Source organism: Burkholderia sp. IO2, from assembly GCF_029522185.1.
In the GTDB taxonomy this organism is placed as follows: Bacteria; Pseudomonadota; Gammaproteobacteria; order Burkholderiales; family Burkholderiaceae; genus Burkholderia; species Burkholderia cenocepacia.
In genome coordinates this window covers 58,245-84,067 of sequence record NZ_JAKWFH010000034.1, presented here as the reverse complement: position 1 = coordinate 84,067, position 25,823 = coordinate 58,245, and the positions used below count along the sequence as shown (strand labels likewise).

Genomic DNA, 25,823 nt, shown 5'->3' with positions numbered 1-25,823 from the left:
AGGCCAGCGCACCGGCTCCGGCCGCTGCCGCGCCCGCGCCTGCCGCTGCACCGGCGCCCGCGCCTGCGAAGGCTGCGCCGGCACCGGCAGCCGCCGCCCCGGCCGCCGCGCCGTCGGGCGAATACCGCGCCAGCCACGCATCGCCGTCGGTCCGCAAGTTCGCACGCGAACTCGGCGTCGACGTCGCACGCGTGCAGGGTTCGGGTCCGAAGGGCCGCATTACGAAGGAAGACGTCACGGGCTTCGTGAAGGGCGTGATGACGGGCCAGCGTGCGGCGCCGGGCGCGGCAGCCGCGCCGGCAGGCGGCGGCGAGCTGAACCTGCTGCCGTGGCCGAAGGTCGACTTCTCGAAGTTCGGCCCGTTCGAGGCGAAGCCGCTGTCGCGCATCAAGAAGATCTCGGGCGCGAACCTGCATCGCAACTGGGTGATGATCCCGCACGTCACGAACAACGACGAAGCGGACATCACCGAGCTCGAGGCGCTGCGCGTCCAGCTGAACAAGGAGCACGAAAAGGCGGGCGTGAAGTTCACGATGCTCGCGTTCGTGATCAAGGCAGTCGTCGCCGCGCTGAAGAAATTCCCGACCTTCAACGCGAGCCTCGACGGCGACAACCTCGTGTTCAAGCAGTACTTCCACGTCGGTTTCGCGGCCGATACGCCGAACGGCCTCGTCGTGCCGGTGATCCGCGATGCGGACAAGAAGGGCCTCGTCGACATCGCGAAGGAAATGAGCGACCTGTCGAAGGCCGCGCGCGAAGGCAAGCTGAAGCCGGACCAGATGCAGGGCGGCTGCTTCTCGATCTCGTCGCTCGGCGGGATCGGCGGGACGAACTTCACGCCGATCATCAACGCGCCGGAAGTGGCGATCCTCGGGTTGTCGCGCGGCCAGATGAAGCCGGTGTGGGACGGCAAGCAGTTCGTGCCGCGTCTCATGCTGCCGCTGTCGCTGTCGTATGACCATCGCGTGATCGATGGCGCGGAAGCCGCGCGGTTCAATGCGTATCTCGGCGCGTTGCTCGGCGATTTCCGTCGCATCATTCTTTGATGAGCGGGGAGGTGGCTCGCGGGGGCGTGGGTTTGTTTTTGGTTCTCTACGCCCTTTCGTTGAACCTGTTGCGCTAACGGTCTGCTAGCGTCGCCCCTGCGCGGGGCGGCGGTCACTTTTCTTTGTCTTCCAAAGAAAAGTAACCAAAAGAAAGGCGCGTCCTTGGGCGGACGGCAAAGGTGGTCATGCCCAGGGTTGTGGTTTTTGCCCGGCCGTAGTCAGGTTCTTTCGCGGGTTCCTCCCCCTCTGTCTGCAGTCAATCAAGAAGGGGACAGTCATGAGTCTCATCGAAGTCAAGGTTCCGGATATCGGCGATTTCAGCGGCGTCGATGTCATCGAAGTCAACGTGAAACCCGGCGACGTGATCGAAAAAGAGCAAACGCTCATCACGCTCGAATCCGATAAAGCCTCCATGGAAGTGCCCAGCGACGTCGCCGGCACCGTCAAGGAAGTCAAGGTCAAAGCCGGCGAGAAAGTCTCGCAAGGCACCGTCATCGCCATCGTCGAAGCATCGGCAGGCGCAGCCGCGCCCGCACCCGCGAAAGCACCCGAAGCGCCGAAGGCCGCAGCAGCTGCACCGGCCCCGGCCGCCGCGCCGGCACCCGCGCCGCAAGCCGGCAGCTACAGCGGCGCGGCCGACATCGAGTGCGACATGCTCGTGCTCGGCGCCGGCCCCGGCGGTTACTCGGCCGCGTTCCGCGCGGCCGACCTCGGCATGAAGACCGTGCTCGTCGAACGCTACTCGACGCTCGGCGGCGTGTGCCTGAACGTCGGTTGCATCCCGTCGAAGGCACTGCTGCATACGTCGCTCGTCGTCGAGGAAGCCGCGGCGCTCGCGTCGCACGGCATCACGTTCGGCAAGCCGCAAGTCGATCTCGACAAGCTGCGCGACTTCAAGGGCGGCGTCGTCAAGAAGCTGACGACGGGCCTCGCCGGCATGGCGAAGGCACGCAAGGTCGAAGTGGTCACCGGCGTCGGCGCGTTCGTCGATCCGTTCCACATGGAAGTGCAGGGCGAAAACGGCAAGAAGGTCGTCAAGTTCAAGCAGGCGATCATCGCCGCGGGCTCGCAGGCCGTGAAGCTGCCGTTCATGCCGGAAGACCCGCGCGTCGTCGATTCGACGGGCGCGCTCGAACTGCGCCAGTTGCCCAAGCGCATGCTCGTGATCGGCGGCGGCATCATCGGCCTCGAAATGGCCACGGTGTACTCGACGCTCGGCGCCGAGATCGACGTCGTCGAAATGATGGACGGCCTGATGATGGGCGCCGACCGCGATCTCGTGAAGGTCTGGGAAAAGTACAACGCGAAGCGCTTCGGCAACGTGATGCTGAAGACCAAGACGGTCGGCGCGGAAGCGAAGGAAGACGGCATCTACGTGAAGTTCGAGGGCGAGAAGGCGCCGGCGGAAGCGCAGCGCTACGACCTCGTGCTCGTCGCGGTGGGCCGCAGCCCGAACGGCAAGAAGATCGGTGCCGACAAGGCCGGCGTCGCGGTTACGGATCGCGGCTTCATCGAGGTCGACAAGCAGATGCGCACGAACGTGCCGCACATCTTCGCGATCGGCGATATCGTCGGCCAGCCGATGCTCGCGCACAAGGCCGTGCACGAAGGCCACGTTGCCGCGGAAGCCGCGCACGGCGAGAAGGCGTACTTCGACGCGCTGCAGATTCCGTCGGTGGCCTACACCGATCCGGAAGTGGCGTGGGCCGGCAAGACGGAAGACCAGTGCAAGGCCGAAGGCATCAAGTACGGCAAGGCCGTGTTCCCGTGGGCCGCTTCGGGCCGTGCGATCGCGAACGGCCGCGACGAAGGCTTCACGAAACTGATCTTCGACGAGGAAACCCATCGCGTGATCGGCGGCGCGATCGTCGGCCTGAACGCGGGCGACCTGATCAGCGAAGTGTGCCTCGCGGTCGAGATGGGCGCGGACGCGGAAGACATCGGCAAGACGATCCATCCGCACCCGACGCTCGGCGAATCGGTCGGCATGGCCGCCGAGCTGTACGAAGGCGTCTGTACGGACCTGCCGCCGCAGCGCAAGAAGTAACGCGAACGGCGCGGCCGGCCACGCGCCGGCCCGAAAAAAACGCCGCCGCCCGGATCATCCGGGCGGCGGCGTTTTCTTTGGTGTGCGCGCGACAGGCTAGAAGGCGGAGCGCCGTTGCCGCTCGCCCACGCCCCCATGTTCCGGCGCCAGAAACGAAAAAGCCGCGCTGGGCGCGGCTCTTTCAGGAGCAGGGGACGCTTACGCGGCCGGCTTGCTCGAACGACGTGCGGCAGCGGCGGTGGCAGCCTTCGTTGCGACGGCAGCAGCGGCGTTGAAGTTCGTTTCAGCGATTTCGACCGCTTGCTTCGTGGCCTTCTGAACCGTTTCGTACGTGGTGTTCGCAGCGTTCAGTGCCGACTTCAGTGCGGCGACAGCCGTTTCCGAACCGGCCGGGGCGTTCTTCGCGACGTTGTCGACGAGCGCCTGGACCTTCTTGTTCTGCTCTTCGAATTGCGCTTCGGCAACCTTCGCGAATTCGGCTTGCGTCGACGACGCGATTTCGTACAGGTGACGGCCGTACGACAGCACCTTTTCCGCGACCGGCTGCGACAGGCTCGCCTGCAGCGCGATCAGTTCCTGCGCGTCCTTCACCGACAGCAGACGCTGCGCGTTTTCCTGGCCCTCGGCCAGCGTCGACTTCACGACCTGCAGGTTGAGTTCGATCAGCTTTTCGACGCCTTCGAACGCCTTGGTCGTCAGACCGAACAGGCTTTCGAGGTTGGCTTTCTGGGCGGCGGCGATTTGCTCGGGGGTCAGCAAGGACATGTCAAGCTCCTGAAAAGCGATCGCGTCGATCGCAGGGTAAAGGGCACTACGCTGGGGAACTTCGGCGATGCGTGCTTTGTGCAACGCAGCAATGAGGCCTATTTTAGGGCAGAGAAAACGGATGTCAAGTATTTTTTGTGCGTTGCACAATCGCGACAAATTATCGATAAAACAACGAGTTATCGTAGCGGTTCGGAATCGGTTTCAGGCTTGTTCCCAGATGGTGCGCACGACGGCGGGGCAAGCGCGCCGCACCATGATCACGCACAGGTAAACCTGACAGGCCCATGGAACGTTATCCTTCTGTTCCTGTCGAAAAGCGCGCCGTTTCGATGCGCGTGCCGTGGCGACGTGCCGCCGCCACGGTCGAGACCGGCGCCTTTGGCACGCCGAGCGCCGGATACGTACTTTCCCCGCTTTAAATTGCCTCCGAAGTGACGTTATCTCAATTAACCGTGTGGTAATCGGGAGACGGGCGCTGTCGGGCAGTGCATCCCATGGATTTTTTCGATGGGAGCGGAAGGGTCGATTGGCCGGAGGTTGGCCGACCCTTACATTCCGGTTTAACGACGATCGGTAAGTGCCTAATATTGCTCTTTTTTTCAGCTTTAACTACACTTGCGGAAACCTCCCGCCCGCTTTGTCCAGACCCCAATGAAAGCCGAATCGTTTTCACCGCGCAGATTGTTGCAGAGCATGACGCTCGGCACGGCTGTGTCGGTCGCAGTCGCGTTGCTGGCGACCACCGCGTCCGTCACGCCTGCCGATGCCTTCGCCGCCACTGCGAAGACCCAAGCCGCCAAGAAAAAAGCCGTCGCTCCTGCTTCGTCAGCGAAGAAGAAGTCGGCCAAGGCGACCCCCGATAAATCCGCCAAGGTCGCCGCGGCCGATGCGCCGCGCGCGAAAGCGTCGCGAAAGCGCGTGACGCTCGCGGCGAACAACGTGCACGGCGGCCATCGCGGCGCGGTGCGCAAGGTCGCGTTCCAGCCGCGCCGTCCGACGGTCGGCCAGGCGTTCGGCCTGCACGACACGCCCGACGCGCTCGCGCTGCGCTCCAGCGTCGCGTACGTCGTCGACCAGAATTCCGGCGAGCCGCTGTTCGACAAGAATTCGCACGCGGTCGTGCCGATCGCGTCGATTTCGAAGCTGATGACGGCGATGGTCGTGCTCGACTCGAAGTCGCCGATGACCGACCAGCTCGAAGTCACCGACGAAGACCGCGACTACGAGAAGGGCACGGGCTCGCGCCTGTCGGTCGGCTCGGTGCTGTCGCGCGAGGACATGCTGCACATCGCGCTGATGGCGTCGGAAAACCGCGCGGCCGCCGCGCTGTCGCGTTATTACCCGGGCGGCCGTCCGGCGTTCATCGCGGCGATGAACGCGAAGGCGAAGTCGCTCGGCATGACCGATACGCACTTCGAGAATTCGACCGGCCTGTCGAGCTCGAACGTGTCGAGCGCGCGCGATCTCGTGAAGATGGTCAATGCGGCGTACCAGTACCCGATGATCCGCCAGTTCTCGACCGATCGCACCTACGAGGTGTACACGGGCAAGCGCAACCTGGTCTACAACAGCACCAACGCGCTGATCCGCGGCAACGGCTCGTGGGACATCGGCCTGCAGAAGACGGGCTTCATCAACGAAGCGGGCGAATGCCTGGTGATGCAGGCGACGATCCACGGCCGGCCGATGGTGATGGTGCTGCTCGATTCGTTCGGCAAGTACTCGCGCTTCGCCGACGCGTCGCGCTTGCGCAACTGGCTCGATGCCGGCGGCGGCGAACGCCTGACGGCGGCCAACACGCCGAGCGGCGGCACCTGATCGTGTGCGGCGGTTCGCCGCCGTATCGATCGCCGCAACGAAAAAGCCCCGCAATCGCGGGGCTTTTTTCGTCCGGCGACACACCGGAGCGGGAACCGGGCCGACGGCGCGGCTTACGCCTGCCGTTGCAACCCGTCCACGTCCTTCTCGGGCGCCGGCCGGTAGCCGAGCGATTCCGAGATGGTGAGCGCCGTGCGGCTCAACTGGCCGAGCCACGCGTCCTGCAGGCGGTCGGCCGGCGCCGACAGCGACAGGCCCGCGACGAGCTTGCCCGAATCGTCGTAGATGCCGGCCGCGATACAGCGCACGCCGAGCTCGAGCTCCTCGTTGTCGCGCGCGCACGATTGCTGGCGGACGATCGTCAGCTCGCGCTCGAGCTTCGCGATGTCGGTGATGCTGTTCTGCGTATGGCCGGACAGCCCCGTGCGCGTCGCATAGGCACGCACGCGCGACGTTTCGTCGGCCGCGAGGAACAGCTTGCCGACCGACGTGAGGTGCAGCGGCGCGCGGCCGCCGATCGCGCGGACGACCTGCATGCCCGAGCGCTCGGAGTACGCGCGCTCGATATAGACGATCTCGTCGCCCTGGCGCACCGACAGGTTCACGGTCTGCCCGGTGAGGCGGTGCAACTCGCGCATCGGCATCAGCGCCGCATCGCGCACCGACAGGCGCGCCTTCACGAGATTGCCGAGCTCGAGCAGCCGCATGCCGAGGCGGTAGGTGCCGGGATCGGAGCGGTCGACCAGGCGGCAGGTCACCATGTCGTTGAGGATGCGGTGCGCGGTCGACGGGTGCAGCTCCGTGCGCTGCGCAAGTTCCTTCAGGCTGACCGGGTCACTGTGCGCGGCGAGCGCGTCCAGCAACCGCATCATGCGTTCGATCACCTGGATCGACGTTTTTGAATCCGGGGTGGGTTGGCTCATGTCGGGGGAGGAATCGGTTGACGCGTCAAGCGGTGTTGCAACGATTGTATCTCGTATTGTGAAAAAAGCGAACGCCGTTCGAGGAAGTCCTCGTTTCGCGCAGTGCGGGCTTGCGCGCGGGCCGGCGTTGGTCTTGCTGGCCAAACGTCGGATAATGAGAGCCGTTTTCTCGAAGGAGCACGTATGCGAGTCGGTTTGTTCGTCACCTGCCTGGTCGACCTGATGCGCCCCGAAATCGGCTTTTCGGCGCTCAAGCTGATTCGCGACGCCGGCTACGAGGTGATCGTGCCGCCCGCGCAGACCTGCTGCGGCCAGCCGGCCTACAACTCGGGCGACCGTGCGCTCGCGCGCGATCTCGCGGAAAAGACGCTGCGCGAGTTCGAGCAGTTCGATTACGTCGTCGCGCCGTCGGGTTCGTGCGGCGGGATGATCCGCGCGCACTACGGCGACCTGTTCCGCGACGACCCCGAACTGATGGGGCGCTACACGCGATTCCAGCAGAAAGTCCACGAACTGACCGATTTCCTCGCGAACGTCGCGAAGGTGTCGCTCGCGCCGGGCGAATTCGCCGGGCCGGTCACCTATCACGATTCATGCTCGGGCCTGCGCGAGCTCGGCGTGAAGGCGCAGCCGCGCGCGCTGCTCGCGCAGCGCGGCGTCGCGGTGACCGAGATGAAGGATTGCGAGCACTGTTGCGGCTTCGGCGGCACGTTCGCGGTCAAGTACGGCGACATCTCGGCGGCCATCGCGGACGAGAAATGCGCGAACGTGCGCGCGTCGGGCGCGGGCACCGTCGTGCTCGGCGATCTCGGCTGCATGCTGAACATCGAAGGGCGGTTGCGCCGCACCGGCGACCGCGACACGCGCGTGCTGCACGTCGCGCAGGTGCTGGCGGGCGACGTCTGACGCCCGGTTCCGCTCACTTTTCCCCGATACCGCGATGCAAGTCCAATCGATGCATTTCAAGGCGCGCGCCGGCCAGAAGCTGGCCGACCAGCGCCTGCAGCAGAACCTGAAGAAGCTGTCGACGAAGTTCGTGTCCGCCCGCGCCGACGCGATGACCCTGATCGACTTCCCGGCCACGCGCGCCGCGCTCAAGGCGCGCCGCAACCGCGCGCTGGAGCATCTCGACGTGTGGCTCGAGGCATTCGAGCGCGAGGCGACGCGGCGCGGCACGACGGTCCTGTTCGCCGAGACGACCGCGGACGCCGCGCGGCTCGTGGCCGACATCGCGCGCCGGCACGACGTGAAGAAGGTCATCAAGACCAAGTCGATGGTGTCCGAGGAAATGCGCCTGAACGCGGTGCTCGCGGAGATGGGCGTGCAGTCGATCGAGACGGACCTCGGCGAATACATCCTGCAGATCAACGACAACGAGCCGCCGAGCCACATCATTGCGCCCGTCGTGCACAAGGACAAGGACGAGATCGCCGACCTGTTCGCGCGCACGCACCGGCGTGAGCGGCTCACCGAGATTCCGGACATGACGCGCGAGGCGCGCGAGGTGCTGCGCCCGCATTTCATGTCGGCCGACATGGGCGTGACGGGCGGCAATTTCGTGATCGCGGAGACGGGCTCGGTCGCGATCGTGACGAACGAAGGGAACGAGGGCATGTGCACGGTCATGCCGCGCGTGCATGTTGCGGTGACGGGCATCGAGAAGGTGCTGCCGACGCTCGAGGATCTCGCGACCGCGATGCGGCTGCTGCCGCGCTCCGCAACCGGGCAGAAGACGTCGAACTACTTCTCGCTGCTGACCGGGCCGCGCGGGCCGGGCGACGAGGACGGCCCCGAGCACAACTACGTGGTGCTCGTCGACGGCGGCCGCACCGGCCTGATCGGCGGCGAATTCCAGGAGATGCTGCGCTGCATCCGCTGCGGCGCGTGCATGAACCATTGCCCGGTGTACCAGAAGGTCGGCGGTCATGCGTACGGCTGGGTCTATCCGGGGCCGATGGGCTCGGTGCTGACGCCGAGCTACGTCGGGCTCGACCGCACGCTCGACCTGCCGCAGGCCGCGACGCTGTGCGGCGAATGCGACAGCGTCTGTCCGGCCGGGATTCCGTTGTCGCACCTGCTGCGCACGCTGCGCGAGAAGCAGGTCGAGCGCCATCTGCGGCCCTGGCGCGAGCGGGCGGCGCTCGCCGCGTGGGGTTTCTTCGCCCGGCGGCCGATGCTGTATGCGCTGACGACCAAGCTCGCGGTGCGCATCCTCGAACGGTTGGGCGACAACGGCGGCACGTTGCGGCGCCTGCCGATGATGGGCGGCTGGATGGACACGCGCGACATGCCGACGCCGACCGGGCGCACGTTCCGCGAGCTGTACGCGGCGTCGCAAAGTCACCTCGGCTGACACTGTTCAGCGGGCAGCAACAGTGCGTTCGCTATTTGTATATTTATCTCGATAGATGCGGTCTATAGAATCTCGTCTGTAGTCCCCGGAATTGGGTTTCGGGGTACGAGGTCAACGAGGTCCGCATCATGAAAAAGACAATATCGATGTACTGGCCGCTGGCAATCGTGGTCCCGCTGGCAGCGGTTGCCTATCTGCATGCGACGGCCGGTGCGCCGTCGCGCGGCCCGCTCGCGGTTCACCAGGCGTCCGCCGAACTGGCGCGCGCGGTGTCGTTCGGGCTGGTCGGCGACGCGGCGACGCCGCTGCCGGCGGCATCCGGCGAGATTGCGCTCGCTGCGCCGAAGGCGCTGTAAGGCATGGCGCCGTCGCTTGGCGCGGCGGCGCGATTCCGGTCGCCTTTGTATAATGGCGTGTTCTTCTCCCACGCGGTCCGCCGCGGCTTTCCGATAGTGCGATGACCCGCGTTGCGATCTGTTTCGTCTGTCTCGGCAACATCTGCCGTTCGCCCACCGCGGAAGGGGTGATGCGCCACCAGGTCGACGCGGCCGCGCTGGCCGACCGGATCGCGATCGATTCGGCCGGCACCGGCGACTGGCACGTGGGCGAGCCGCCCGATACGCGCGCGCAGGCGGCCGCCCGGAGCCGCGGCTACGATCTGTCGGCGCTGCGCGCGCGGCAGGTGAGCGCGGCGGATTTCGAGCGGTTCGATCTGCTGCTCGCGATGGACGAGGCGAATCTCGCCGAACTGCGCCGCCGTTGTCCGCCGCAGCATCGCGACAAGGTGCGTCTGCTGATGGAGTTCGCGCCGGGCGCGACCGAAACCGAAGTGGCCGATCCGTATTTCGGCGGTGCGCAGGGCTTCGAACAGGTGCTCGACCAGGTCGAGCGCGCGTGCGCGGGCCTGCTGGAGACGCTCCGGGCCCGCACGGCGCGCTGATCGCACGGTATTCAGCGGTCTGCGAATACCCTTTCAAAGACATGGATACTTGACTAAAAACGTCAAATATTTATACTTGACCAAAATCGTCAAGATTGCAGTCCCCTAGACACCATGAGACTCACCACCAAAGGCCGTTTCGCCGTCACGGCGATGATTGACTTGGCACTGCGCCAGGAGCAGGGCCCGGTGACGCTTGCAGGCATCAGCCAGCGCCAGCGGATTTCGCTCTCGTATCTCGAACAGCTGTTCGGCAAGCTGCGCAGGCATGAAATCGTCGAATCCGTGCGCGGCCCGGGCGGCGGCTACAACCTCGCGCGTCGCGCGCAGGACGTCACCGTTGCCGACATCATCATCGCGGTCGATGAACCGCTCGACGCCACGCAGTGCGGCGGCAAAGGCACGTGCGACGGCTCGAAGCAGCCCGACGGCCATTGCATGACGCACGAGCTGTGGTCGACGCTGAACCAGAAGATGGTCGAATACCTCGATTCGGTGTCGCTGCAGGATCTCGTCGATCAGCAGCGCGCACGCGAGGGCGCCCCCGCGGTGCTGCGCGATCGTCGCGCGCCCGAGCCCGTCGCCGCACCGGCCGAGCCCGCGCGCACGATGCCGCTCGGCCCCAATTCGGTGTTCAACATCGCGAGTTCGTGAGCGCGAAGGCGCCCGCCATACCCCATAACGCACATAGTCCCTGCACAGAATACCCGGAGCGACAGATGACCCAAGAGACTCTCCACCTGCCCATCTATATGGATTACAGCGCGACGACGCCGGTCGATCCGCGCGTGGTCGACAAGATGGTGCCGTACCTGCGCGAGCAGTTCGGCAACCCGGCGTCGCGCAGCCACGCCTATGGCTGGGACGCGGAGCGTGCGGTCGAGGAAGCACGCGAGCAAGTGGCCGCGCTCGTGAATGCGGATCCGCGCGAGATCATCTGGACGTCCGGCGCCACCGAGTCGGACAACCTCGCGATCAAGGGCGCCGCGAACTTCTACAAGGGCAAGGGCAAGCACATCATCACGGTGAAGACCGAGCACAAGGCCGTGCTCGATACGTGCCGCGAGCTCGAGCGCGACGGTTTCGAAGTCACCTACCTCGACGTGAAGGATGACGGCCTGATCGATCTCGACGTGTTCAAGGCCGCGCTGCGCCCGGACACGATCCTCGTGTCGGTGATGCACGTGAACAACGAGATCGGCGTGATCCAGGACATCGAGACGATCGGCGAGATCTGCCGCGAGAAGGGCATCGTGTTCCACGTTGATGCCGCGCAGTCGACCGGCAAGGTTGCGATCGATCTCGCGAAGCTGAAGGTCGACCTGATGTCGTTCTCGGCCCACAAGACCTACGGCCCGAAGGGCATCGGTGCGCTGTACGTGCGTCGCAAGCCGCGCGTGCGCATCGAGGCGCAGATGCACGGCGGCGGCCACGAACGCGGCATGCGTTCGGGCACGCTGCCGACGCACCAGATCGTCGGCATGGGCGAAGCGTTCCGTATCGCCCGCGAGGAAATGGCGACCGAGAACGAGCGCATCCGCATGCTGCGCGACAAGCTGCTGCGCGGCCTGTCGCAGATCGAGGAAACCTACGTGAACGGCGACATGGATCACCGTGTCCCGCACAACCTGAACATCAGCTTCAACTTCGTCGAAGGCGAGTCGCTGATCATGGCGATCAAGGACGTCGCGGTGTCGTCGGGCTCCGCGTGCACGTCGGCGTCGCTGGAGCCGTCGTACGTGCTGCGGGCGCTCGGCCGCAACGACGAACTCGCGCACAGCTCGATCCGCTTCACGGTCGGCCGCTTCACGACGGAGCAGGAAGTCGACTTCGTGATCGATCTGCTGAACAGCAAGATCGCGAAGCTGCGCGAACTGTCGCCGCTCTGGGAAATGCACCAGGAAGGCATCGATCTGTCGACGATCGAATGGGCCGCACACTGATACCGCATTGAATGCAACCGCGGGCGGATTGACGCACGCAGACGTAACGAGTCAAGGAGTCTGAGTCATGTCTTACAGCAACAAGGTTCTGGATCACTACGAAAACCCGCGCAACGTCGGTTCGTTCGCGAAGGACGACGACACGGTCGGCACGGGCATGGTCGGCGCGCCGGCTTGCGGCGACGTGATGAAGCTGCAGATCCGCGTCGGCGCGGACGGCGTGATCGAAGACGCGAAGTTCAAGACTTACGGTTGCGGTTCGGCGATCGCATCGAGCTCGCTCGTCACCGAATGGGTGAAGGGCAAGACGCTCGACGAGGCACTGTCGATCAAGAACACGCAGATCGCCGAGGAACTCGCGCTGCCGCCGGTGAAGATTCACTGCTCGATCCTCGCGGAAGACGCGATCAAGGCAGCCGTGGCCGACTACAAGAAGCGCCACGACACCAAGGAAGGCGATCAGGCAGCAGCCTGAGCGGCACCGAGCGGCTAGGGAAGGAAACGCGGTGCCTCCGGGTGGGGCGCCGCGGCAAGGACATCATGGCAATTACACTGACCGAAAAAGCAGCACAGCACGTGCAGAAATACCTCGTCCGTCGCGGTAAGGGTATGGGCCTGCGGCTTGGCGTTCGCACGACCGGGTGCTCGGGACTCGCGTACAAGCTCGAGTATGTCGACGAGCTGGCGCCCGAGGATCAGGTGTTCGAGAGCCATGGCGTGAAGGTCATCGTTGACCCGAAGAGCCTCGCCTATATCGACGGCACCGAGCTCGACTTCGCCCGCGAAGGCCTGAACGAAGGGTTCAAGTTCAACAACCCGAACGTGAAGGACGAGTGCGGGTGCGGGGAATCGTTCCGCGTGTGACGCGGCGCGCTCCGCGCGATGCGGGCAAGAGGCGGCACGGGCCGCCTTTTTAATGTGCGGCGTTTGCCGCGCGACGAACCGGAATTGAACGCGACGATGGTTTCGCTGAAAGACAGCCATTTCGACCTGTTTCACCTGCCGGCGCAATTCGCGCTCGACGAGACGGCGCTCGACGCCGCCTACCGGACGGTGCAGACGCAGGTGCATCCGGACCGCTTCGCGGCGGCCGGCGACGCGCAAAAGCGTATCGCGATGCAATGGGCCACCCGCGCGAACGAGGCGTACCGCACGCTGCGCGATCCGCTGAAGCGCGCGTCCTATCTGCTGTCGCTGCGCGGCGTCGACATCGGCGCGGAAAACAACACGGCGATGGAGCCTGCGTTCCTGATGCAGCAGATGGAGTGGCGCGAGGGCATCGAGGATGCCGCGGCCGCCCGCAACGTCGACGCGCTCGATGCGTTGCTCGCCGAGTTGCGCGACGAGAAGCGCATGCGCGTCGAGCGCCTCGGCACGCTGCTCGACAGCGGCGCCGACCAGGCCGCCGCGGAAGCCGTGCGTCAGCTGATGTTCATCGAACGGGTCGCGTCGGAAGTGGGCGCGCAGATCGAGCGCCTCGAAACTTAACCGCGTGCCTTGCGGCACGCGCAGCAAACGGGCCGAGCGCCCGAACGAACCAAGATGGCTTTACTGCAAATTTCCGAACCGGGCATGGCGCCGGCGCCGCACCAGCGGCGACTCGCCGTCGGGATCGATCTCGGCACGACGAACTCGCTCGTCGCCGCCGTGCGCAACAGCGTGCCTGAAGTACTGCCGGACGAAGCGGGCCGCGTGCTGCTGCCGTCCGTGGTCCGTTATCTCGAGAAGGGCGGCCGCCGCATCGGCCACGAAGCGAAGGAGCAAGCCGCGACCGATCCGCGCAACACGATCGTGTCGGTCAAGCGCTTCATGGGCCGCGGCAAGGCCGAGGTCGAAGGCGCGGCGAACGCGCCGTACGAATTCGTCGATGCGCCGGGCATGGTACAGATCCGCACGATCGACGGTGTGAAGAGCCCGGTGGAGGTGTCGGCCGAGATTCTCGCGACGCTGCGTTATCGCGCGGAAGACACGCTCGGCGACGAGCTGGTCGGTGCGGTGATCACGGTGCCCGCGTATTTCGACGATGCGCAGCGCCAGGCGACCAAGGATGCCGCGCGTCTCGCGGGCCTCAACGTGCTGCGCCTGCTGAACGAACCGACTGCCGCGGCGATTGCCTACGGTCTCGACAACGCGGCCGAAGGTCTTTACGCGGTATACGATCTCGGCGGCGGCACGTTCGACCTGTCGATCCTGAAGCTGACGAAGGGCGTGTTCGAGGTGCTGGCCGCGGGCGGCGATTCCGCGCTCGGCGGCGACGATTTCGACCACGTGCTGTTCGACCATGTGCTCGCGCAGGCCGGTATCGACGCGAAGACGCTCGCGCCCGAAGACGTGCGCCTGCTGCTCGATCGCGTGCGCGTGCTGAAGGAAGCGCTGTCGTCGGCGCCCGAAGCGGCGCTCGACGTAACGCTGTCGAGTGGCGCGCACCTGGCGCAGACGATTTCGCACGACACGTTCGCATCGGTCGTCGAGCCGCTCGTGCAGCGCACGCTCACGCCGACCCGCAAGGCGCTGCGCGATGCGCAGGTCACGCCGACCGACATCAAGGGCGTCGTGCTCGTCGGCGGCGCGACGCGCATGCCGGTGATCCGCGACGCGGTCGCGAAGTATTTCGGCCAGCCGCCGCTCGTGAACCTCGATCCGGACCAGGTCGTCGCGCTCGGCGCGGCGATCCAGGCCGATCTGCTCGCGGGCAATCGCGGCACCGGCGACGACTGGTTGCTGCTCGACGTGATTCCGCTGTCGCTCGGCGTCGAGACGATGGGCGGCCTCGTCGAGAAGATCATTCCGCGCAACTCGACGATTCCGATCGCGCGTGCGCAGGAATTCACGACCTTCAAGGACGGCCAGACCGCGATGGCGATCCACGTCGTGCAGGGCGAGCGCGAGCTCGTGGCCGACTGCCGGTCGCTCGCGCGCTTCGAGCTGCGCGGCATTCCGCCGATGACGGCGGGCGCCGCGCGCATTCGCGTGACCTATCAGGTCGACGCGGACGGCCTGTTGTCGGTATTTGCACGCGAGCAGCAGTCGGGCGTCGAGGCATCGGTCGTCGTGAAGCCGTCGTACGGCCTCGCCGATGACGACATCGCGAAGATGCTGGAAGACAGCTTCAAGACCGCTGAAATCGACATGCGCGCCCGCGCGCTGCGCGAAGCGCAGGTCGAGGCCCAGCGGATGCTCGAGGCGACGCAGGCCGCGCTGGCGGCCGACGGCGAACTGCTCGATGCCGACGAGCGCGCGCAGGTCGACGCGCTGGCCGATGCCTTGCGCGCGGTCGCGCAGGGCGACGATACGAATGCGATCGAAGCGGCGACCAAGGCGCTGGCCGACGGCACCGACGAATTCGCGGCGCGCCGGATGGACAAGAGCATCAAGCGCGCGCTGTCGGGCCGCCGGCTCGACGAGATCTGAATCCACGAACCGCGCATCGGCCGGCAACGGCCTGCGCGATGATGAACCGTGCGGCGCGTCGCGCCGCACCCTGACTGACGGAACGGACATGCCTCAACTGGTGGTGCTGCCTCACGTCGAACTGTGCCCGGATGGCGCAGTGATCGACGCGACGCCCGGCAAGAGTATCTGCGACAACCTGCTCGATCACGGGATCGAGATCGAGCATGCATGCGAGAAGTCGTGCGCATGCACGACGTGCCACGTGGTGATCCGCGAGGGCTTCAACGATCTGACGCCGTCCGAGGAGGACGAGGACGATCTGCTGGACAAGGCGTGGGGCCTCGAGCCGACGTCGCGCCTGTCGTGCCAGGCGATCGTGAAGGAAGATTCGGACCTGGTGGTCGAGATCCCGAAGTACTCGATCAACCACGCGAAGGAAAACCACTGACCGAAACCGGAGGCAGGCGATGAAATGGACCGATTCGCGTGAAATAGCCATTGCGCTGGCGGACAAGCACCCCGACATCGACCCGCAGCGGATCAACTTCGTCGACCTGCGCCAGTGGGTGCTCGAGCTCGACGGCTTCGACGACGATCCGACGCACTCGGGCGAGAAGATCCTCGAGGCGATCCAGGCACACTGGATCGACGAATCGGATTTCGACGACGAGGACTGACCGACCGGCCAGCGCGTGCGCGGCAATGGTTACGCCGCGCCCATGAAAAACGGCTCGTGAGCGTTTGCTCACGAGCCGTTTGCGTTTTCGGCGAGCCCGCACACGACGGGCGGGCAGGGGCGCTGGCACTACATGATCCGCTTCAAGCGCCGACCAGCGTGCCGTTCTCGATCCGCACGCGCTGACCCTGGCCGAACGGCGGCGGGTTGCGGTACGTGAACGTGCGGGTCGCGCCGCTTTCCATCTGCACTTGCACCTGATAGTCGGTTTCCGCGCGAACCTGCTTCTCGACCTGGTTGCCGGCGAGGCCACCGCCCAGCGCGCCGATGATCGTCATCGCGGTGCGGCCGTTGCCGTGGCCGAACTGGTTGCCGAGCAGGCCGCCGGCCGCCGCGCCGCCCACGGCGCCGATCCCCGAGCTCTGGCCCGGCGTGCGCATCTGCGTGATCGACACGACCGTGCCGCAACTCTGGCAGTAGGTTTGCGCAGGCGCCGACGGCTGCTGCGCGTATTGCGGCGGTTGCGGGGCGGTCGTGTGACGGCGGTGCGGCGCAGCCGGGCGCGGCGCGGGCTTCGGCTCGGCCTGCGCGACGGCGGCCTTCTGCTGCGCGGCGGCTTGCTCCGCGGCCTGCCGCTGCGCTTGCGCGGCCAGCGCGGCGCTGGCGGCCGCGGCCGTATCGACGGCCGGCTGCGACGCGATCAGCGCGGCCTGGGTCTGGCCGTTCTGTTCGTTGCTGCTGGTGGCTTTCGGGAAGACGCCCGTGATCGCTGCCGTCGCCGCGAGGCTGGCGACGATGACGGCGCCCGCCGCGGTGGCGATGAGCGGGTGGAGGCGTTGCTTTTGCGGCGTGGTCTGAGTCTGGTTGTCCATTTTCTTCTCCAAGGTCGATCCGGATCGGCGCGCTGCACCGGAGCAGGATCCCACGCTCGGGAGCGAGCAGACTTGGCGTTCCTGCGCCTCGTTCTGGTCCCGTGGTCATGCGTGGTGACGCAAAAGGAGTGTCGTCCACCGCCAGACGGCGCGCCGTATCAAGGTGTAACGAATTGCAGCGGGGCATTGGCGGCCGTTTCCGGGAAAACCCGGAGAAGCGCGTCGCGACGAGGGAATAAAACGGGGAAGGATCGAGGGCCGGCAGACGCCGGCTGGCGGGATTTACGCGTCGTTACAAAGCCGACGCGTGCGCGCCACGGGGCGCGGCGCACACGCGGTCGCGGCCGTCAGTCTTCGCGGCGCAGATGCGGGAACAGCAGCACGTCGCGGATCGTCGGGCTGTCGGTCAGCAGCATCACGAGACGGTCGATGCCGATCCCGCAGCCGCCGGTCGGGGGCATCCCGTATTCGAGCGCGCGGATGTAGTCGGCGTCGAAGAACATCGCTTCCTCGTCGCCCGCATCCTTCTGCTCGACCTGCTTCTTGAAGCGCGCGGCCTGGTCTTCCGGATCGTTCAGCTCCGAGAAGCCGTTCGCGATCTCGCGGCCGGTCATGAACAGCTCGAAACGCTCGGTGATGCCCGGCACCGTATCCGATGCGCGTGCGAGCGGCGACACCTCGACCGGGTAGTCGATGATGAACGTCGGTTCCCACAGCTGCGCTTCGGCCGTTTCCTCGAACAGCGCGAGCTGCAGCGCGCCGATGCCGGCGTTCAGGAACGCCGGCTGCGACACGTCGACGCCGAAGCGCTTCAGCTCGGTGCGCAGGAACGCGTCGTCCGACAGCTGGCCGTCGGTGTAGTCCGGTGCGTACTTCTGGATCGCCTGCGTGATCGTCAGGCGATGGAACGGCTTCGCGAGGTCGAGCTCGCGGCCCTGGTACTGGATCGTCGCGGTGCCGAGCGCATCGATCGCCGCCTGGCGGATCAGTTGCTCGGTGAAGTCCATCAGCCAGCGGTAGTCGGTGTACGCGGCGTAGAACTCCATCATCGTGAATTCCGGGTTGTGACGCGGCGACACGCCTTCATTCCGGAAATTGCGGTTGATCTCGAACACTCGCTCGAAACCGCCGACGATCAGGCGCTTCAGGTACAGCTCCGGCGCGATACGCAGGAACATCTGCATGTCGAGCGCATTGTGATGCGTGACGAATGGCTTCGCGGCCGCGCCGCCCGGGATCGGGTGCAGCATGGGCGTCTCGACTTCCATGAAGTCGGCGTTGTCCATGAACTTGCGGATCGACGCGATCGTCTTCGTGCGGGCGCGGAACGTGTCGCGCGTTTCCGGCGTGACGATCAGGTCGACGTAGCGCTGGCGATAGCGCATTTCCTGGTCGGACAGGCCGTGGAACTTGTCCGGCAGCGGCCGCAGCGCCTTCGACAGCAGGCGCAGCTCCTTGCACTGGACCGACAGCTCGCCCTTGTTGGTGCGGAACAGCACGCCGCGCGCGGCGACGATGTCGCCGAGGTCCCACTTCTTGAACGCGTCGTAGGTCTCGGCGCCGACGTCGTTCGGCGTCACGAAGAACTGGATCTGGCCCGAGCCGTCCTGCACCGTCGCGAAGCTCGCCTTGCCCATCACGCGCTTGAGCATCATGCGGCCGGCGACCGACACCTCGACCGGGTTCGCTTCGAGCGCGGCCTTGTCCGAATCGGCGAATTTCGCCTGCAGGTCGGCTGCGTGGTGCTCGGGGCGGAAGTCGTTCGGGTAGGCGACGCCTTGCTCGCGCAACGCGCGCAGCTTCTCGCGGCGCTCGGCGATGATCTGGTTTTCGTCCGCCGTGACGGCGGGCTGCGTTTGGGTCGGTTCGGTCATGATGGTCGGAATTCGGAGTGGGGTGCGGCAACGCAAACGGAAAGGGCGGCGCGGGCCGGCCGCGCCGCGGCGCTTACACGCCCTGTTTGAGGCTCGCGCTGATGAAGTCGTCGAGATCGCCGTCGAGCACCGCCCGCGTGTTGCTCATTTCGACGTTCGTGCGCAGGTCCTTCACGCGGCTCTGGTCGAGCACGTACGAGCGGATCTGGTGGCCCCAGCCCACATCGGTCTTGCTCGATTCGAGCTTGTCCTGCTCGGCCTGGCGCTTGCGCATTTCGACTTCGTACAGGCGCGATTTCAGCATCGCCATCGCTTCGGCGCGGTTGCGGTGCTGCGAGCGGTCGTTCTGGCACTGCACGACGATGCCGGTCGGCATGTGCGTGATCCGCACCGCGGAGTCGGTCTTGTTGATGTGCTGGCCACCCGCGCCCGACGCGCGGTACGTGTCGATGCGCAGGTCGGCCGGGTTGATCTCGACTTCGATCGAGTCGTCGATTTCCGGATAGACGAACACCGACGAGAACGACGTGTGGCGACCGCCCGACGAGTCGAACGGCGACTTGCGCACGAGGCGGTGGATGCCCGTTTCGGTGCGCAGGAAGCCGTACGCGTATTCGCCCGTGACCTTGACCGTCGCGTTCTTGATGCCGGCGACGTCGCCGTCGGACTCTTCGAGCACTTCGGCCTTGAAGCCCTTGCGCTCGCAGTAGCGCAGGTACTGGCGCAGCAGCATCGACGCCCAGTCGCATGCCTCGGTGCCGCCGGCGCCGGCCTGGATATCGATGAAGCAGTTGTTCGGATCGGCCGGGTTCGAGAACATCCGGCGGAACTCGATGTCGCCGACGCGCGCTTCGAGCTTCGCGGCGTCTTCTTCCGACGCGAGAAGCGTGTCCTCGTCGCCTTCCTCGCGCGCCAGCTCGAACAGGTCGAGCGCGTCGCGCAGGTCGCTATCGAGCGCGGTGAGCGTCGTGACGACGCCTTCGAGCAGCTTCTTCTCGCGGCCGAGCGCCTGGGCGTTCTTCGAATCGTTCCAGACGTTCGGGTCTTCGAGTTCCTTGTTGACTTCGGTCAGACGCGCAGCTTTGGCGTCGTAGTCAAAGATACCCCCGAAGCTCGCCCGCGCGATTGCGCAGGTCGAGCAGGGAGCTTTCGATCGCGTTGAGACGTTCCGCTTCCATGATCGTTCGCTGTTCCGGCTTCGTAAAAAAGCGGAATTATAGCCGATCGGCGGGGTTGCCCGGTGACGCAAACGGTGCTCGCACGCGTGTCGACGGCCCCGTCCGGCGCGGCGCGCACGCGTGCGGCGGCGCGGTGGCGGACGGTCGGCCCGCTCAGCCGGCCGCGTGTTCGACGATCAGCTGCACGCGCGTGACGCCGTTCCACGTATCGGCGACGAGCCGGTACGCGACCAGCGCGCTCGCCGGCAGCGGCTCGGTGTGGTTGAACCAGATCGCGTTGAAGCGCTGACGGCCGCGCGCCAGCTGCAGCTTCAGGTGCTTTTCCTTCACGAGCGACTGCGACACGACGTCGAATTCGCCCGAGAAAAGCGGGGCCGGAAACCCTTGCCCCCACACGGCTTCGTCGAGCAGGCCGACGAACTGCGGCGTGAAGTACGCGTCCTCGAGTTCGCCGTCGGTCTCGATCACGCGGGCGAGCGCGTCGTCGGACAGCCATTCGCGCGCGACGGCCTCGAACGCGGCCGCGAAGCGCGGCACGTTGTCGGTGTCGAGCGTGAGACCGGCCGCCATCGCGTGGCCGCCGAACGCGACGATCAGGTCCGGTTCGCGTTTCGACACGAGGTCGAGCGCGTCGCGCAGGTGGAAGCCGGCAATCGACCGTCCCGACCCCTTGACCCGCCGGCCTTCGTCGTCGGCGTGCGCGAACGTGAACGACGGGCGGTGGAATTTCTCCTTGAGCCGGCCGGCGACGATGCCGATCACGCCCTGGTGCCACGCGGGATTGAACAGCGTGATCGTGCATGCGTCGGCCGGATCGACGTCGGCGAGATCGGCGAGCGCCTGCTGCTGCATGCCGGCCTCGATTTCGCGGCGCTCGCGGTTCATCACGTCGAGCTGTTGCGCGAGATCCCACGCGCGGCCGATGTCGTCGGTGATCAGGCATTCGATGCCGAGCGACATGTCGGATAGCCGCCCGGCGGCGTTCAGGCGCGGGCCGAGGCCGAAGCCGAGGTCGAAGCCCGACGCGGTGCGCGCTTCGCGCCCGGCGGCGCGGAACAGCGCGGCGATGCCCGGCTGCATGCGGCCGTTGCGGATGCGCTGCAGCCCCTGCGCGACCAGCACGCGGTTGTTGCCGTCGAGCCGCACGACGTCGGCGACGGTGCCGAGCGCGACGAGGTCGAGCAGGCCGTCGAGGCGCGGCTCGGCTTCCTTGCTCGCGAACGCGCCGCGGCGGCGCAGCTCGGCGCGCAGCGCGAGCAGCACGTAGAACATTACGCCGACGCCGGCGAGGTGCTTGCTCGGGAACGCGCAGCCGGGCTGATTCGGGTTGACGATCGCGCGCGCGGCGGGCAGCGCGTCGCCCGGCAGGTGGTGGTCGGTCACGAGCACGTCGATGCCGCGCGCGTTCGCGGCTTCGACGCCGGCGACGCTCGCGATCCCGTTGTCGACGGTGATCAGCAGGTCGGGTTGGCGCGCGGCCGCGAGTTCGACGATCTCGGGCGTGAGGCCGTAGCCGTATTCGAAGCGGTTCGGCACCAGGTAGTCGATCTGCGCGCCGAACATCCGCAGGCCGCGCACCGCGACCGCGCAGGCGGTCGCGCCGTCGCAGTCGTAGTCGGCGACGACCAGCAGGCGCCGCTTGTCGGCGATCGCGTCGGCGAGCAGCACCGCCGCATCGGCGCAGCCTTTCAGCTCGGTGGGCGGAACGAGGCGCGCGAGCGCGGTCTCGATGTCGACGGGCGACTGCACGCCGCGCGACGCGTACAGGCGCGCGAGGACGGGGTGCAGACCGTGGCGCGCAAGCGCTTCGGCGTCGGCGGGCGCGACGGGGCGGGTAACGATCCGGGTCATTCGGGGTCTGCTGGTTATTCGAACAGGGAGGCGAGCGCGCGGCGGCGCCAGAACTTGCGCAGGTCGCCGCGCGTCGCGTGCAGCGTCACGGAGCTCGTGTCGCCGCACAGCGTGACATCGACGGCCGCCAGCTCGCCGTTCCGCAGCGCGGCGAGCGCCGGCGCGAACCAGTCGCGCTCGAGCGCGGCGAGCCCGTCGTGCCAGCGCGCCCAGTCCTGCTCGATGAACGGGGTGGTCAGCGCCGGCAGCTCGACGAGCGTCGCGCCATCAGTGGCCCGCAGCGCGCCGAACGTCGCGGGCGGGCGGGCGGCTTCGGTTTGCGCGGCGCGTGCGAGGCCGAGCGCGGCGGGCGACGCGGACAGCACGCGCGCGAACGGCTTGCCGACCGGCTTCAGCGTGCCTTGCGCATGGAACCAGATCGAATTGACGGCCGGCAGCCCACGCGCCTCGCGGGCTTCGTTGACCGGATGCTGGAACCACGCCATCTGCACTTCGTTCTGCAGTTTCATCCACATCCGCGAGCGCTCGCCCGTATGCGCCTCGTGCGGCAGCCAGATCTCGATGTTGCGGCCGCTGGCGCGCAGCGGCGCGGCGCCGGCGAGGCGAGCGAGCTGGTCGCTCGACAGATACCAGCGCGCCGGGTTCGGCGCTTCGAGCCGCACGCCGAGCTCCTCGATCAGCGGCCGCGCGACCGCGAGCAGCGCGGCCGCGTCGCCGTCGTCGAGCGCGAGGGCCGCCGGATCGACGAGCACCAGGTGATCGTGCGCGATTTCGACGTGCACGGGCTCGACGCACGCCCATGCGTGCGTGCCGGGATCGCCGCCATCGGCCAGCAGCATGTAGGGCGCGAGCGGCGCTTCGTCCGCGGCGTTGCCGTGGGTGGCGCCGAACCGGCTCGCCAGCCAGCGCTCGTGCGGCAGCGTGCGCTGGAAGTCCTCGCCGGCCACGCGCTCGACGAGGCTCGCGCGGGCGAGCAACTTCTGGAGCGCGGGGCTGTCCAGCGTGTGCAGGGACGAGGCCGCATCGGCCGCCGACGGCAGCGCGAACGGGACGAGAAAATGGAGGCGTCGGTCGTGCATGATGGTGCGCATTGTATGGCAAACTGCGCGCGTGATCGGGCCGGCTGACGGCCCGATCGCGTCCGGCGGCCGTTTTTCGACCGTGCCCGGGCTGCCGGCCGCCACCCGGCGGCGGTCCGGCCGCGGCGCGCCTCCCGCCGTAACCAGCAGAAAGGATTCGCTTGAAACTTCCGTACGAATGGCAGATCGGCTGGCGCTACACGCGCGCCGGCAAACGCACGACCGGCAACGGCTTCATTTCCTTCATCGCGCTCGTCTCGATGCTCGGGATCGCGCTCGGCGTCGCGGCGCTGATCGTCGTGCTGTCGGTGATGAACGGCTTCCAGAAGGAAGTGCGCGACCGCATGCTGTCGGTGCTCGCGCACGTCGAGGTGTTCTCGCCGACGGGCTCGATGCCCGACTGGCAACTGACCGCGCAGGAAGCGCGCCGCAATCCGTCGGTGATCGGCGCGGCGCCGTACGTCGACGCGCAGGCGCTGCTCACGCGCCAGGACGCGGTGAGCGGCGTGATGCTGCGCGGCGTCGAGCCGTCGCTCGAGCCGCAGGTGTCCGACATCGGCAAGGACATGAAGGCCGGCCAGCTCGGCGCGCTCGTGCCGGGCCAGTTCGGCATCGTGCTCGGCGACGCGCTCGCCGGCAACCTCGGCGTGACGGTCGGCGACAAGGTCACGCTCGTCGCGCCCGAAGGCTCGATCACGCCGGCCGGCATGATGCCGCGGCTGAAGCAGTTCACGGTCGTCGGCGTGTTCGAATCGGGCCACTACGAATACGACAGCACGCTCGCGATGATCAACATCCGCGACGCCGAGGCGCTGTTCCGGATGAGCGCGCCGACCGGCGTGCGATTGCGGCTCACCGACATGCAGAAGGCGCCGCAGGTCGCGGTCGAGCTGTCGCATACGCTGTCGGGCAGCCTGTACATCCGCGACTGGACCCAGCAGAACAAGACGTGGTTCTCGGCCGTGCAGATCGAGAAGCGGATGATGTTCATCATCCTCACGCTGATCATCGCGGTGGCCGCGTTCAACCTCGTGTCGTCGCTCGTGATGACCGTGACCAACAAGCAGGCCGACATCGCGATCCTGCGCACGCTCGGCGCGCAGCCGGGGTCGATCATGAAGATCTTCGTCGTGCAGGGCGTGACGATCGGCTTCGTCGGCACGGCGTCCGGCGTCGCGCTCGGTTGCCTGATCGCGTGGAGCATCCCGTGGCTGATTCCGATGATCGAGCACCTGTTCGGCGTGCAGTTCCTGCCGCCGTCGGTGTACTTCATCAGCGAGCTGCCGTCCGAACTCGTCGCGAGCGACGTGATCCGGATCGGGCTGATCGCGTTCGCGCTGTCGGCCGTCGCGACGCTCTATCCGAGCTGGCGCGGCGCGAAGGTGAAGCCGGCGGAGGCGCTCCGCTATGAATGACCGCGCGACCGCATTCGCGGATTCACGACAACACAACAGACAGGATTCGGCAGGTATGCAGGAATACGTGCTTCAGGCGCGCGGGATCACGAAGGCGTTCGTGCAGGGCGGCTTCAACGTGCAGGTGCTCAACAACACCGAGCTGACGGTGCGGCGCGGCGAGAAGCTCGCGGTCGTCGGCGCGTCGGGCTCCGGCAAGAGCACGCTGCTGCACGTGCTGGGCGGGCTCGACGAGCCGAGCGCCGGCGAAGTGTCGCTGCTCGGCAAGCCGTTTACGCAGCTCGCCGAGCGCGAGCGCAACGAGCTGCGCAACCGCGCGCTCGGCTTCGTCTACCAGTTCCATCACCTGCTGCCCGAGTTCACCGCGCTGGACAACGTCGCGATGCCGCTGCGCATCCGCCGGATGACGACCGAGGACGCGCGCGCGCAGGCACAGGCGATGCTCGAACGCGTCGGTCTCGGCCCGCGTGCGAAGCACCGGCCGGGCGAGCTGTCGGGCGGCGAGCGGCAGCGCGTCGCGATCGCGCGCGCGCTGGTCACGAAGCCCGCGTGCGTGCTCGCCGACGAGCCGACCGGCAACCTCGACGGCACGACGGCCGACACGGTGTTCAACCTGATGCTCGAACTGTCCGAGACGCTCGAAACGAGTTTCGTGATCGTCACGCACGATCCCGATCTCGCCGCGCGCTGCGACCGCATCATGCGGTTGCGCGACGGCGTGCTGCACGAGGAGCCGGCGCTGCCGGTGTAAAAAAGCAGCGCCTTTTGGGCCGGCCGCCGGTTCGTCCGGCACGGCGCAAGGGCGCGGGACTGCTGCCATGTGGATCGACACGCACTGCCATCTCGATGCCGCCGAGTTCGACGCCGACCGCGACGCGGTCGCGCAGGCTGCGCGCGCGGCCGGCGTGTCGCGCATCGTGATCCCGAGCATCGGGCGCGACAACTTCACGACGGTGCGCGAACTCGCGCAGCGCACGCCGGGCGCCGTCTATGCGCTCGGCATTCATCCGATGTACACGCCGCAGGCGCGCGATGCCGACCTCGATCGACTGCGCATGGAGATCGAGGCGAGCCTCGACGATCCGCGTTTCGTCGCGATCGGCGAGATCGGGCTCGACTATTTCGTGCCGGGGCTCGACGAAGACCGGCAGCAGTTCTTCTACCAGGGGCAGCTCAGGCTGGCGCGGGAATTCGACTTGCCGGTGTTGTGCCACGTGCGCAAGTCGCAGGACCGCGTGCTGGCCGGGCTGCGCCGTTTCGGCGTGCGGCGTGGCATCGCGCATGCGTTCAACGGCAGTTTCCAGCAGGCCGAAGCGTATCTGGCGCAGGGACTGCATCTCGGCTTCGGCGGCAACGTGACCTTCACGCGCGCGCGGCAGATTCGCCGGCTCGCCACCGAGTTGCCGCTCGACGCGCTCGTCGTCGAGACCGACGCGCCCGACATCGCGCCCGAATGGGCATACAAATCCCGCAATACGCCCGACCAGGTGCCGCGCATCGGCGTCGTGCTCGCCGAATTGCGCGGCCTCGATACTGGCGAATTGGCCGTCTGCACTTCGGCTAACGCGCTCGCCGCGCTGCCGCGACTCGCACTTTCGTCCGCATAATCGTTGCCGGAAGGCACCTTGTTGGCAGGGTGGCGCCGGG

26 protein-coding genes are annotated in these 25,823 nt (G+C 66.9%); 19 read left to right on the top strand and 7 right to left on the bottom strand.

Annotated elements, in window-relative coordinates; translation table 11 throughout:
• Together MMB92_RS21950 and lpdA are read left to right on the top strand one after the other, a co-directional pair.
• Positions 1 to 1,046, top strand: a 1,046-nt coding sequence (locus MMB92_RS21950; protein ID WP_277562918.1) for a dihydrolipoyllysine-residue acetyltransferase, incomplete at its 5' end; no start/stop codon positions are given.
• A gap of 277 nt (positions 1,047 to 1,323) precedes the next feature.
• Positions 1,324 to 3,093 carry a dihydrolipoyl dehydrogenase gene (gene lpdA, locus MMB92_RS21945; protein WP_006481971.1) on the top strand — a complete coding sequence of 590 codons (1,770 nt, stop codon included), beginning with the start codon at positions 1,324 to 1,326 and terminating at the stop codon, positions 3,091 to 3,093.
• A gap of 198 nt (positions 3,094 to 3,291) precedes the next feature.
• Here lpdA and MMB92_RS21940 read toward each other — a convergent pair whose 3' ends face one another.
• Entirely contained in the window at positions 3,292 to 3,858 is a 567-nt protein-coding gene (locus tag MMB92_RS21940) for a phasin family protein (RefSeq protein WP_006481973.1), read from the bottom strand.
• Positions 3,859 to 4,145: 287 nt separating this feature from the next.
• Between MMB92_RS21940 and MMB92_RS21935 the strand changes: the two genes are divergently transcribed.
• Together MMB92_RS21935 and pbpG are read left to right on the top strand one after the other, a co-directional pair.
• Positions 4,146 to 4,280 (top strand): hypothetical protein, encoded by a 135-nt coding sequence (locus MMB92_RS21935; protein WP_256858327.1) that lies wholly within the window; start codon positions 4,146 to 4,148, stop codon positions 4,278 to 4,280.
• Between the two features lie 232 nt (positions 4,281 to 4,512).
• On the top strand, positions 4,513 to 5,679 hold the full coding sequence (gene pbpG, locus MMB92_RS21930; protein ID WP_006481981.1) for a D-alanyl-D-alanine endopeptidase: 1,167 nt from the start codon (positions 4,513 to 4,515) through the stop codon (positions 5,677 to 5,679).
• A gap of 113 nt (positions 5,680 to 5,792) precedes the next feature.
• On the opposite strand, the gene MMB92_RS21925 is transcribed toward pbpG, so the two are convergent.
• A complete protein-coding gene (locus tag MMB92_RS21925) occupies positions 5,793 to 6,602 on the bottom strand; it encodes an IclR family transcriptional regulator (protein WP_006478384.1) in 810 nt (269 codons plus the stop codon).
• A 183-nt stretch (positions 6,603 to 6,785) separates the two neighbouring features.
• Between MMB92_RS21925 and MMB92_RS21920 the strand changes: the two genes are divergently transcribed.
• From MMB92_RS21920 to iscX, 12 genes are all read left to right on the top strand, one after another.
• Complete coding sequence (locus MMB92_RS21920) at positions 6,786 to 7,508, top strand: (Fe-S)-binding protein (protein ID WP_006481974.1); 723 nt, start codon at positions 6,786 to 6,788, stop codon at positions 7,506 to 7,508.
• Between the two features lie 34 nt (positions 7,509 to 7,542).
• Positions 7,543 to 8,955, top strand: a complete 1,413-nt coding sequence (locus tag MMB92_RS21915; protein ID WP_034201550.1) for a lactate utilization protein B — start codon at positions 7,543 to 7,545, stop codon at positions 8,953 to 8,955.
• Positions 8,956 to 9,083: 128 nt separating this feature from the next.
• Positions 9,084 to 9,311, top strand: coding sequence for a hypothetical protein (locus MMB92_RS21910; RefSeq protein WP_006481968.1), 228 nt, complete (start codon positions 9,084 to 9,086; stop codon positions 9,309 to 9,311).
• Between the two features lie 101 nt (positions 9,312 to 9,412).
• The gene (locus tag MMB92_RS21905; RefSeq protein WP_006481978.1) at positions 9,413 to 9,895 is read left to right on the top strand and encodes a low molecular weight protein-tyrosine-phosphatase; all 483 of its coding nucleotides are present in this window, start codon (positions 9,413 to 9,415) and stop codon (positions 9,893 to 9,895) included.
• Positions 9,896 to 10,009: 114 nt separating this feature from the next.
• Positions 10,010 to 10,549 (top strand): Fe-S cluster assembly transcriptional regulator IscR, encoded by a 540-nt coding sequence (gene iscR / locus MMB92_RS21900; RefSeq protein ID WP_006481969.1) that lies wholly within the window; start codon positions 10,010 to 10,012, stop codon positions 10,547 to 10,549.
• A gap of 65 nt (positions 10,550 to 10,614) precedes the next feature.
• Complete coding sequence (locus tag MMB92_RS21895; RefSeq protein WP_006481979.1) at positions 10,615 to 11,838, top strand: IscS subfamily cysteine desulfurase; 1,224 nt, start codon at positions 10,615 to 10,617, stop codon at positions 11,836 to 11,838.
• A gap of 67 nt (positions 11,839 to 11,905) precedes the next feature.
• A complete protein-coding gene (iscU, locus tag MMB92_RS21890; RefSeq protein ID WP_006481982.1) occupies positions 11,906 to 12,313 on the top strand; it encodes a Fe-S cluster assembly scaffold IscU in 408 nt (135 codons plus the stop codon).
• Between the two features lie 65 nt (positions 12,314 to 12,378).
• Positions 12,379 to 12,702: an iron-sulfur cluster assembly protein IscA gene (gene iscA, locus MMB92_RS21885; RefSeq protein WP_012492710.1), complete on the top strand. Its 324-nt coding sequence runs from the start codon at positions 12,379 to 12,381 to the stop codon at positions 12,700 to 12,702.
• A 96-nt stretch (positions 12,703 to 12,798) separates the two neighbouring features.
• On the top strand, positions 12,799 to 13,326 hold the full coding sequence (gene hscB / locus MMB92_RS21880) for a Fe-S protein assembly co-chaperone HscB (protein WP_034201918.1): 528 nt from the start codon (positions 12,799 to 12,801) through the stop codon (positions 13,324 to 13,326).
• A 54-nt stretch (positions 13,327 to 13,380) separates the two neighbouring features.
• Positions 13,381 to 15,249, top strand: coding sequence for a Fe-S protein assembly chaperone HscA (gene hscA, locus MMB92_RS21875; protein WP_060265358.1), 1,869 nt, complete (start codon positions 13,381 to 13,383; stop codon positions 15,247 to 15,249).
• A gap of 88 nt (positions 15,250 to 15,337) precedes the next feature.
• Positions 15,338 to 15,679, top strand: a complete 342-nt coding sequence (fdx, locus tag MMB92_RS21870) for an ISC system 2Fe-2S type ferredoxin (protein WP_006478392.1) — start codon at positions 15,338 to 15,340, stop codon at positions 15,677 to 15,679.
• Between the two features lie 19 nt (positions 15,680 to 15,698).
• A complete protein-coding gene (gene iscX / locus MMB92_RS21865; RefSeq protein ID WP_006478393.1) occupies positions 15,699 to 15,908 on the top strand; it encodes a Fe-S cluster assembly protein IscX in 210 nt (69 codons plus the stop codon).
• Positions 15,909 to 16,050: 142 nt separating this feature from the next.
• On the opposite strand, the gene MMB92_RS21860 is transcribed toward iscX, so the two are convergent.
• The 5 genes from MMB92_RS21860 to MMB92_RS21840 form a co-directional block, all read right to left on the bottom strand.
• Positions 16,051 to 16,779: a glycine zipper 2TM domain-containing protein gene (locus MMB92_RS21860; protein ID WP_006498621.1), complete on the bottom strand. Its 729-nt coding sequence runs from the start codon at positions 16,777 to 16,779 to the stop codon at positions 16,051 to 16,053.
• Between the two features lie 347 nt (positions 16,780 to 17,126).
• Positions 17,127 to 18,653, bottom strand: coding sequence for a lysine--tRNA ligase (gene lysS, locus MMB92_RS21855; protein WP_006485977.1), 1,527 nt, complete (start codon positions 18,651 to 18,653; stop codon positions 17,127 to 17,129).
• A 73-nt stretch (positions 18,654 to 18,726) separates the two neighbouring features.
• Positions 18,727 to 19,831 (bottom strand): peptide chain release factor 2 gene (gene prfB, locus MMB92_RS21850; protein WP_012492708.1). Its coding sequence is split into 2 segments (ribosomal slippage): positions 18,727 to 19,749 and positions 19,751 to 19,831, totalling 1,104 coding nucleotides; the frame shifts between segments, so codons are not numbered across the junction.
• 153 nt (positions 19,832 to 19,984) lie between these two features.
• The gene (recJ, locus tag MMB92_RS21845; RefSeq protein WP_006485976.1) at positions 19,985 to 21,682 is read right to left on the bottom strand and encodes a single-stranded-DNA-specific exonuclease RecJ; all 1,698 of its coding nucleotides are present in this window, start codon (positions 21,680 to 21,682) and stop codon (positions 19,985 to 19,987) included.
• Between the two features lie 14 nt (positions 21,683 to 21,696).
• Entirely contained in the window at positions 21,697 to 22,773 is a 1,077-nt protein-coding gene (locus tag MMB92_RS21840; RefSeq protein ID WP_277562917.1) for a regulator, read from the bottom strand.
• Positions 22,774 to 22,922: 149 nt separating this feature from the next.
• Between MMB92_RS21840 and MMB92_RS21835 the strand changes: the two genes are divergently transcribed.
• The 3 genes from MMB92_RS21835 (at position 22,923) to MMB92_RS21825 (ending at position 25,783) form a co-directional block, all read left to right on the top strand.
• A complete protein-coding gene (locus MMB92_RS21835; RefSeq protein WP_006483000.1) occupies positions 22,923 to 24,176 on the top strand; it encodes a lipoprotein-releasing ABC transporter permease subunit in 1,254 nt (417 codons plus the stop codon).
• A 55-nt stretch (positions 24,177 to 24,231) separates the two neighbouring features.
• A complete protein-coding gene (lolD, locus tag MMB92_RS21830) occupies positions 24,232 to 24,927 on the top strand; it encodes a lipoprotein-releasing ABC transporter ATP-binding protein LolD (RefSeq protein ID WP_006482997.1) in 696 nt (231 codons plus the stop codon).
• Positions 24,928 to 24,994: 67 nt separating this feature from the next.
• Positions 24,995 to 25,783, top strand: coding sequence for a TatD family hydrolase (locus MMB92_RS21825; RefSeq protein ID WP_034201552.1), 789 nt, complete (start codon positions 24,995 to 24,997; stop codon positions 25,781 to 25,783).
• The last annotated feature ends 40 nt before the right edge of the window (positions 25,784 to 25,823 follow it).

Excerpts from the sequence above, each read along its gene's own strand:
- MMB92_RS21860 (WP_006498621.1), bottom strand. The coding sequence starts at position 16,779 with ATGGACAACCAGACTCAGACCACGCCGCAAAAGCAACGCCTCCACCCG.
- iscA (WP_012492710.1), top strand. The coding sequence starts at position 12,379 with ATGGCAATTACACTGACCGAAAAAGCAGCACAGCACGTGCAGAAATAC.
- iscX (WP_006478393.1), top strand. The coding sequence starts at position 15,699 with ATGAAATGGACCGATTCGCGTGAAATAGCCATTGCGCTGGCGGACAAG.
- lpdA (WP_006481971.1), top strand. The coding sequence starts at position 1,324 with ATGAGTCTCATCGAAGTCAAGGTTCCGGATATCGGCGATTTCAGCGGC.
- MMB92_RS21840 (WP_277562917.1), bottom strand. The coding sequence starts at position 22,773 with ATGCGCACCATCATGCACGACCGACGCCTCCATTTTCTCGTCCCGTTC.
- MMB92_RS21935 (WP_256858327.1), top strand. The coding sequence starts at position 4,146 with ATGGAACGTTATCCTTCTGTTCCTGTCGAAAAGCGCGCCGTTTCGATG.
- lolD (WP_006482997.1), top strand. The coding sequence starts at position 24,232 with ATGCAGGAATACGTGCTTCAGGCGCGCGGGATCACGAAGGCGTTCGTG.
- lysS (WP_006485977.1), bottom strand. The coding sequence starts at position 18,653 with ATGACCGAACCGACCCAAACGCAGCCCGCCGTCACGGCGGACGAAAAC.
- MMB92_RS21920 (WP_006481974.1), top strand. The coding sequence starts at position 6,786 with ATGCGAGTCGGTTTGTTCGTCACCTGCCTGGTCGACCTGATGCGCCCC.
- MMB92_RS21910 (WP_006481968.1), top strand. The coding sequence starts at position 9,084 with ATGAAAAAGACAATATCGATGTACTGGCCGCTGGCAATCGTGGTCCCG.
- hscB (WP_034201918.1), top strand. The coding sequence starts at position 12,799 with ATGGTTTCGCTGAAAGACAGCCATTTCGACCTGTTTCACCTGCCGGCG.
- pbpG (WP_006481981.1), top strand. The coding sequence starts at position 4,513 with ATGAAAGCCGAATCGTTTTCACCGCGCAGATTGTTGCAGAGCATGACG.
- MMB92_RS21905 (WP_006481978.1), top strand. The coding sequence starts at position 9,413 with ATGACCCGCGTTGCGATCTGTTTCGTCTGTCTCGGCAACATCTGCCGT.
- MMB92_RS21915 (WP_034201550.1), top strand. The coding sequence starts at position 7,543 with ATGCAAGTCCAATCGATGCATTTCAAGGCGCGCGCCGGCCAGAAGCTG.
- MMB92_RS21895 (WP_006481979.1), top strand. The coding sequence starts at position 10,615 with ATGACCCAAGAGACTCTCCACCTGCCCATCTATATGGATTACAGCGCG.
- MMB92_RS21925 (WP_006478384.1), bottom strand. The coding sequence starts at position 6,602 with ATGAGCCAACCCACCCCGGATTCAAAAACGTCGATCCAGGTGATCGAA.
- iscU (WP_006481982.1), top strand. The coding sequence starts at position 11,906 with ATGTCTTACAGCAACAAGGTTCTGGATCACTACGAAAACCCGCGCAAC.
- recJ (WP_006485976.1), bottom strand. The coding sequence starts at position 21,682 with ATGACCCGGATCGTTACCCGCCCCGTCGCGCCCGCCGACGCCGAAGCG.
- hscA (WP_060265358.1), top strand. The coding sequence starts at position 13,381 with ATGGCTTTACTGCAAATTTCCGAACCGGGCATGGCGCCGGCGCCGCAC.
- fdx (WP_006478392.1), top strand. The coding sequence starts at position 15,338 with ATGCCTCAACTGGTGGTGCTGCCTCACGTCGAACTGTGCCCGGATGGC.
- MMB92_RS21825 (WP_034201552.1), top strand. The coding sequence starts at position 24,995 with ATGTGGATCGACACGCACTGCCATCTCGATGCCGCCGAGTTCGACGCC.
- MMB92_RS21940 (WP_006481973.1), bottom strand. The coding sequence starts at position 3,858 with ATGTCCTTGCTGACCCCCGAGCAAATCGCCGCCGCCCAGAAAGCCAAC.
- iscR (WP_006481969.1), top strand. The coding sequence starts at position 10,010 with ATGAGACTCACCACCAAAGGCCGTTTCGCCGTCACGGCGATGATTGAC.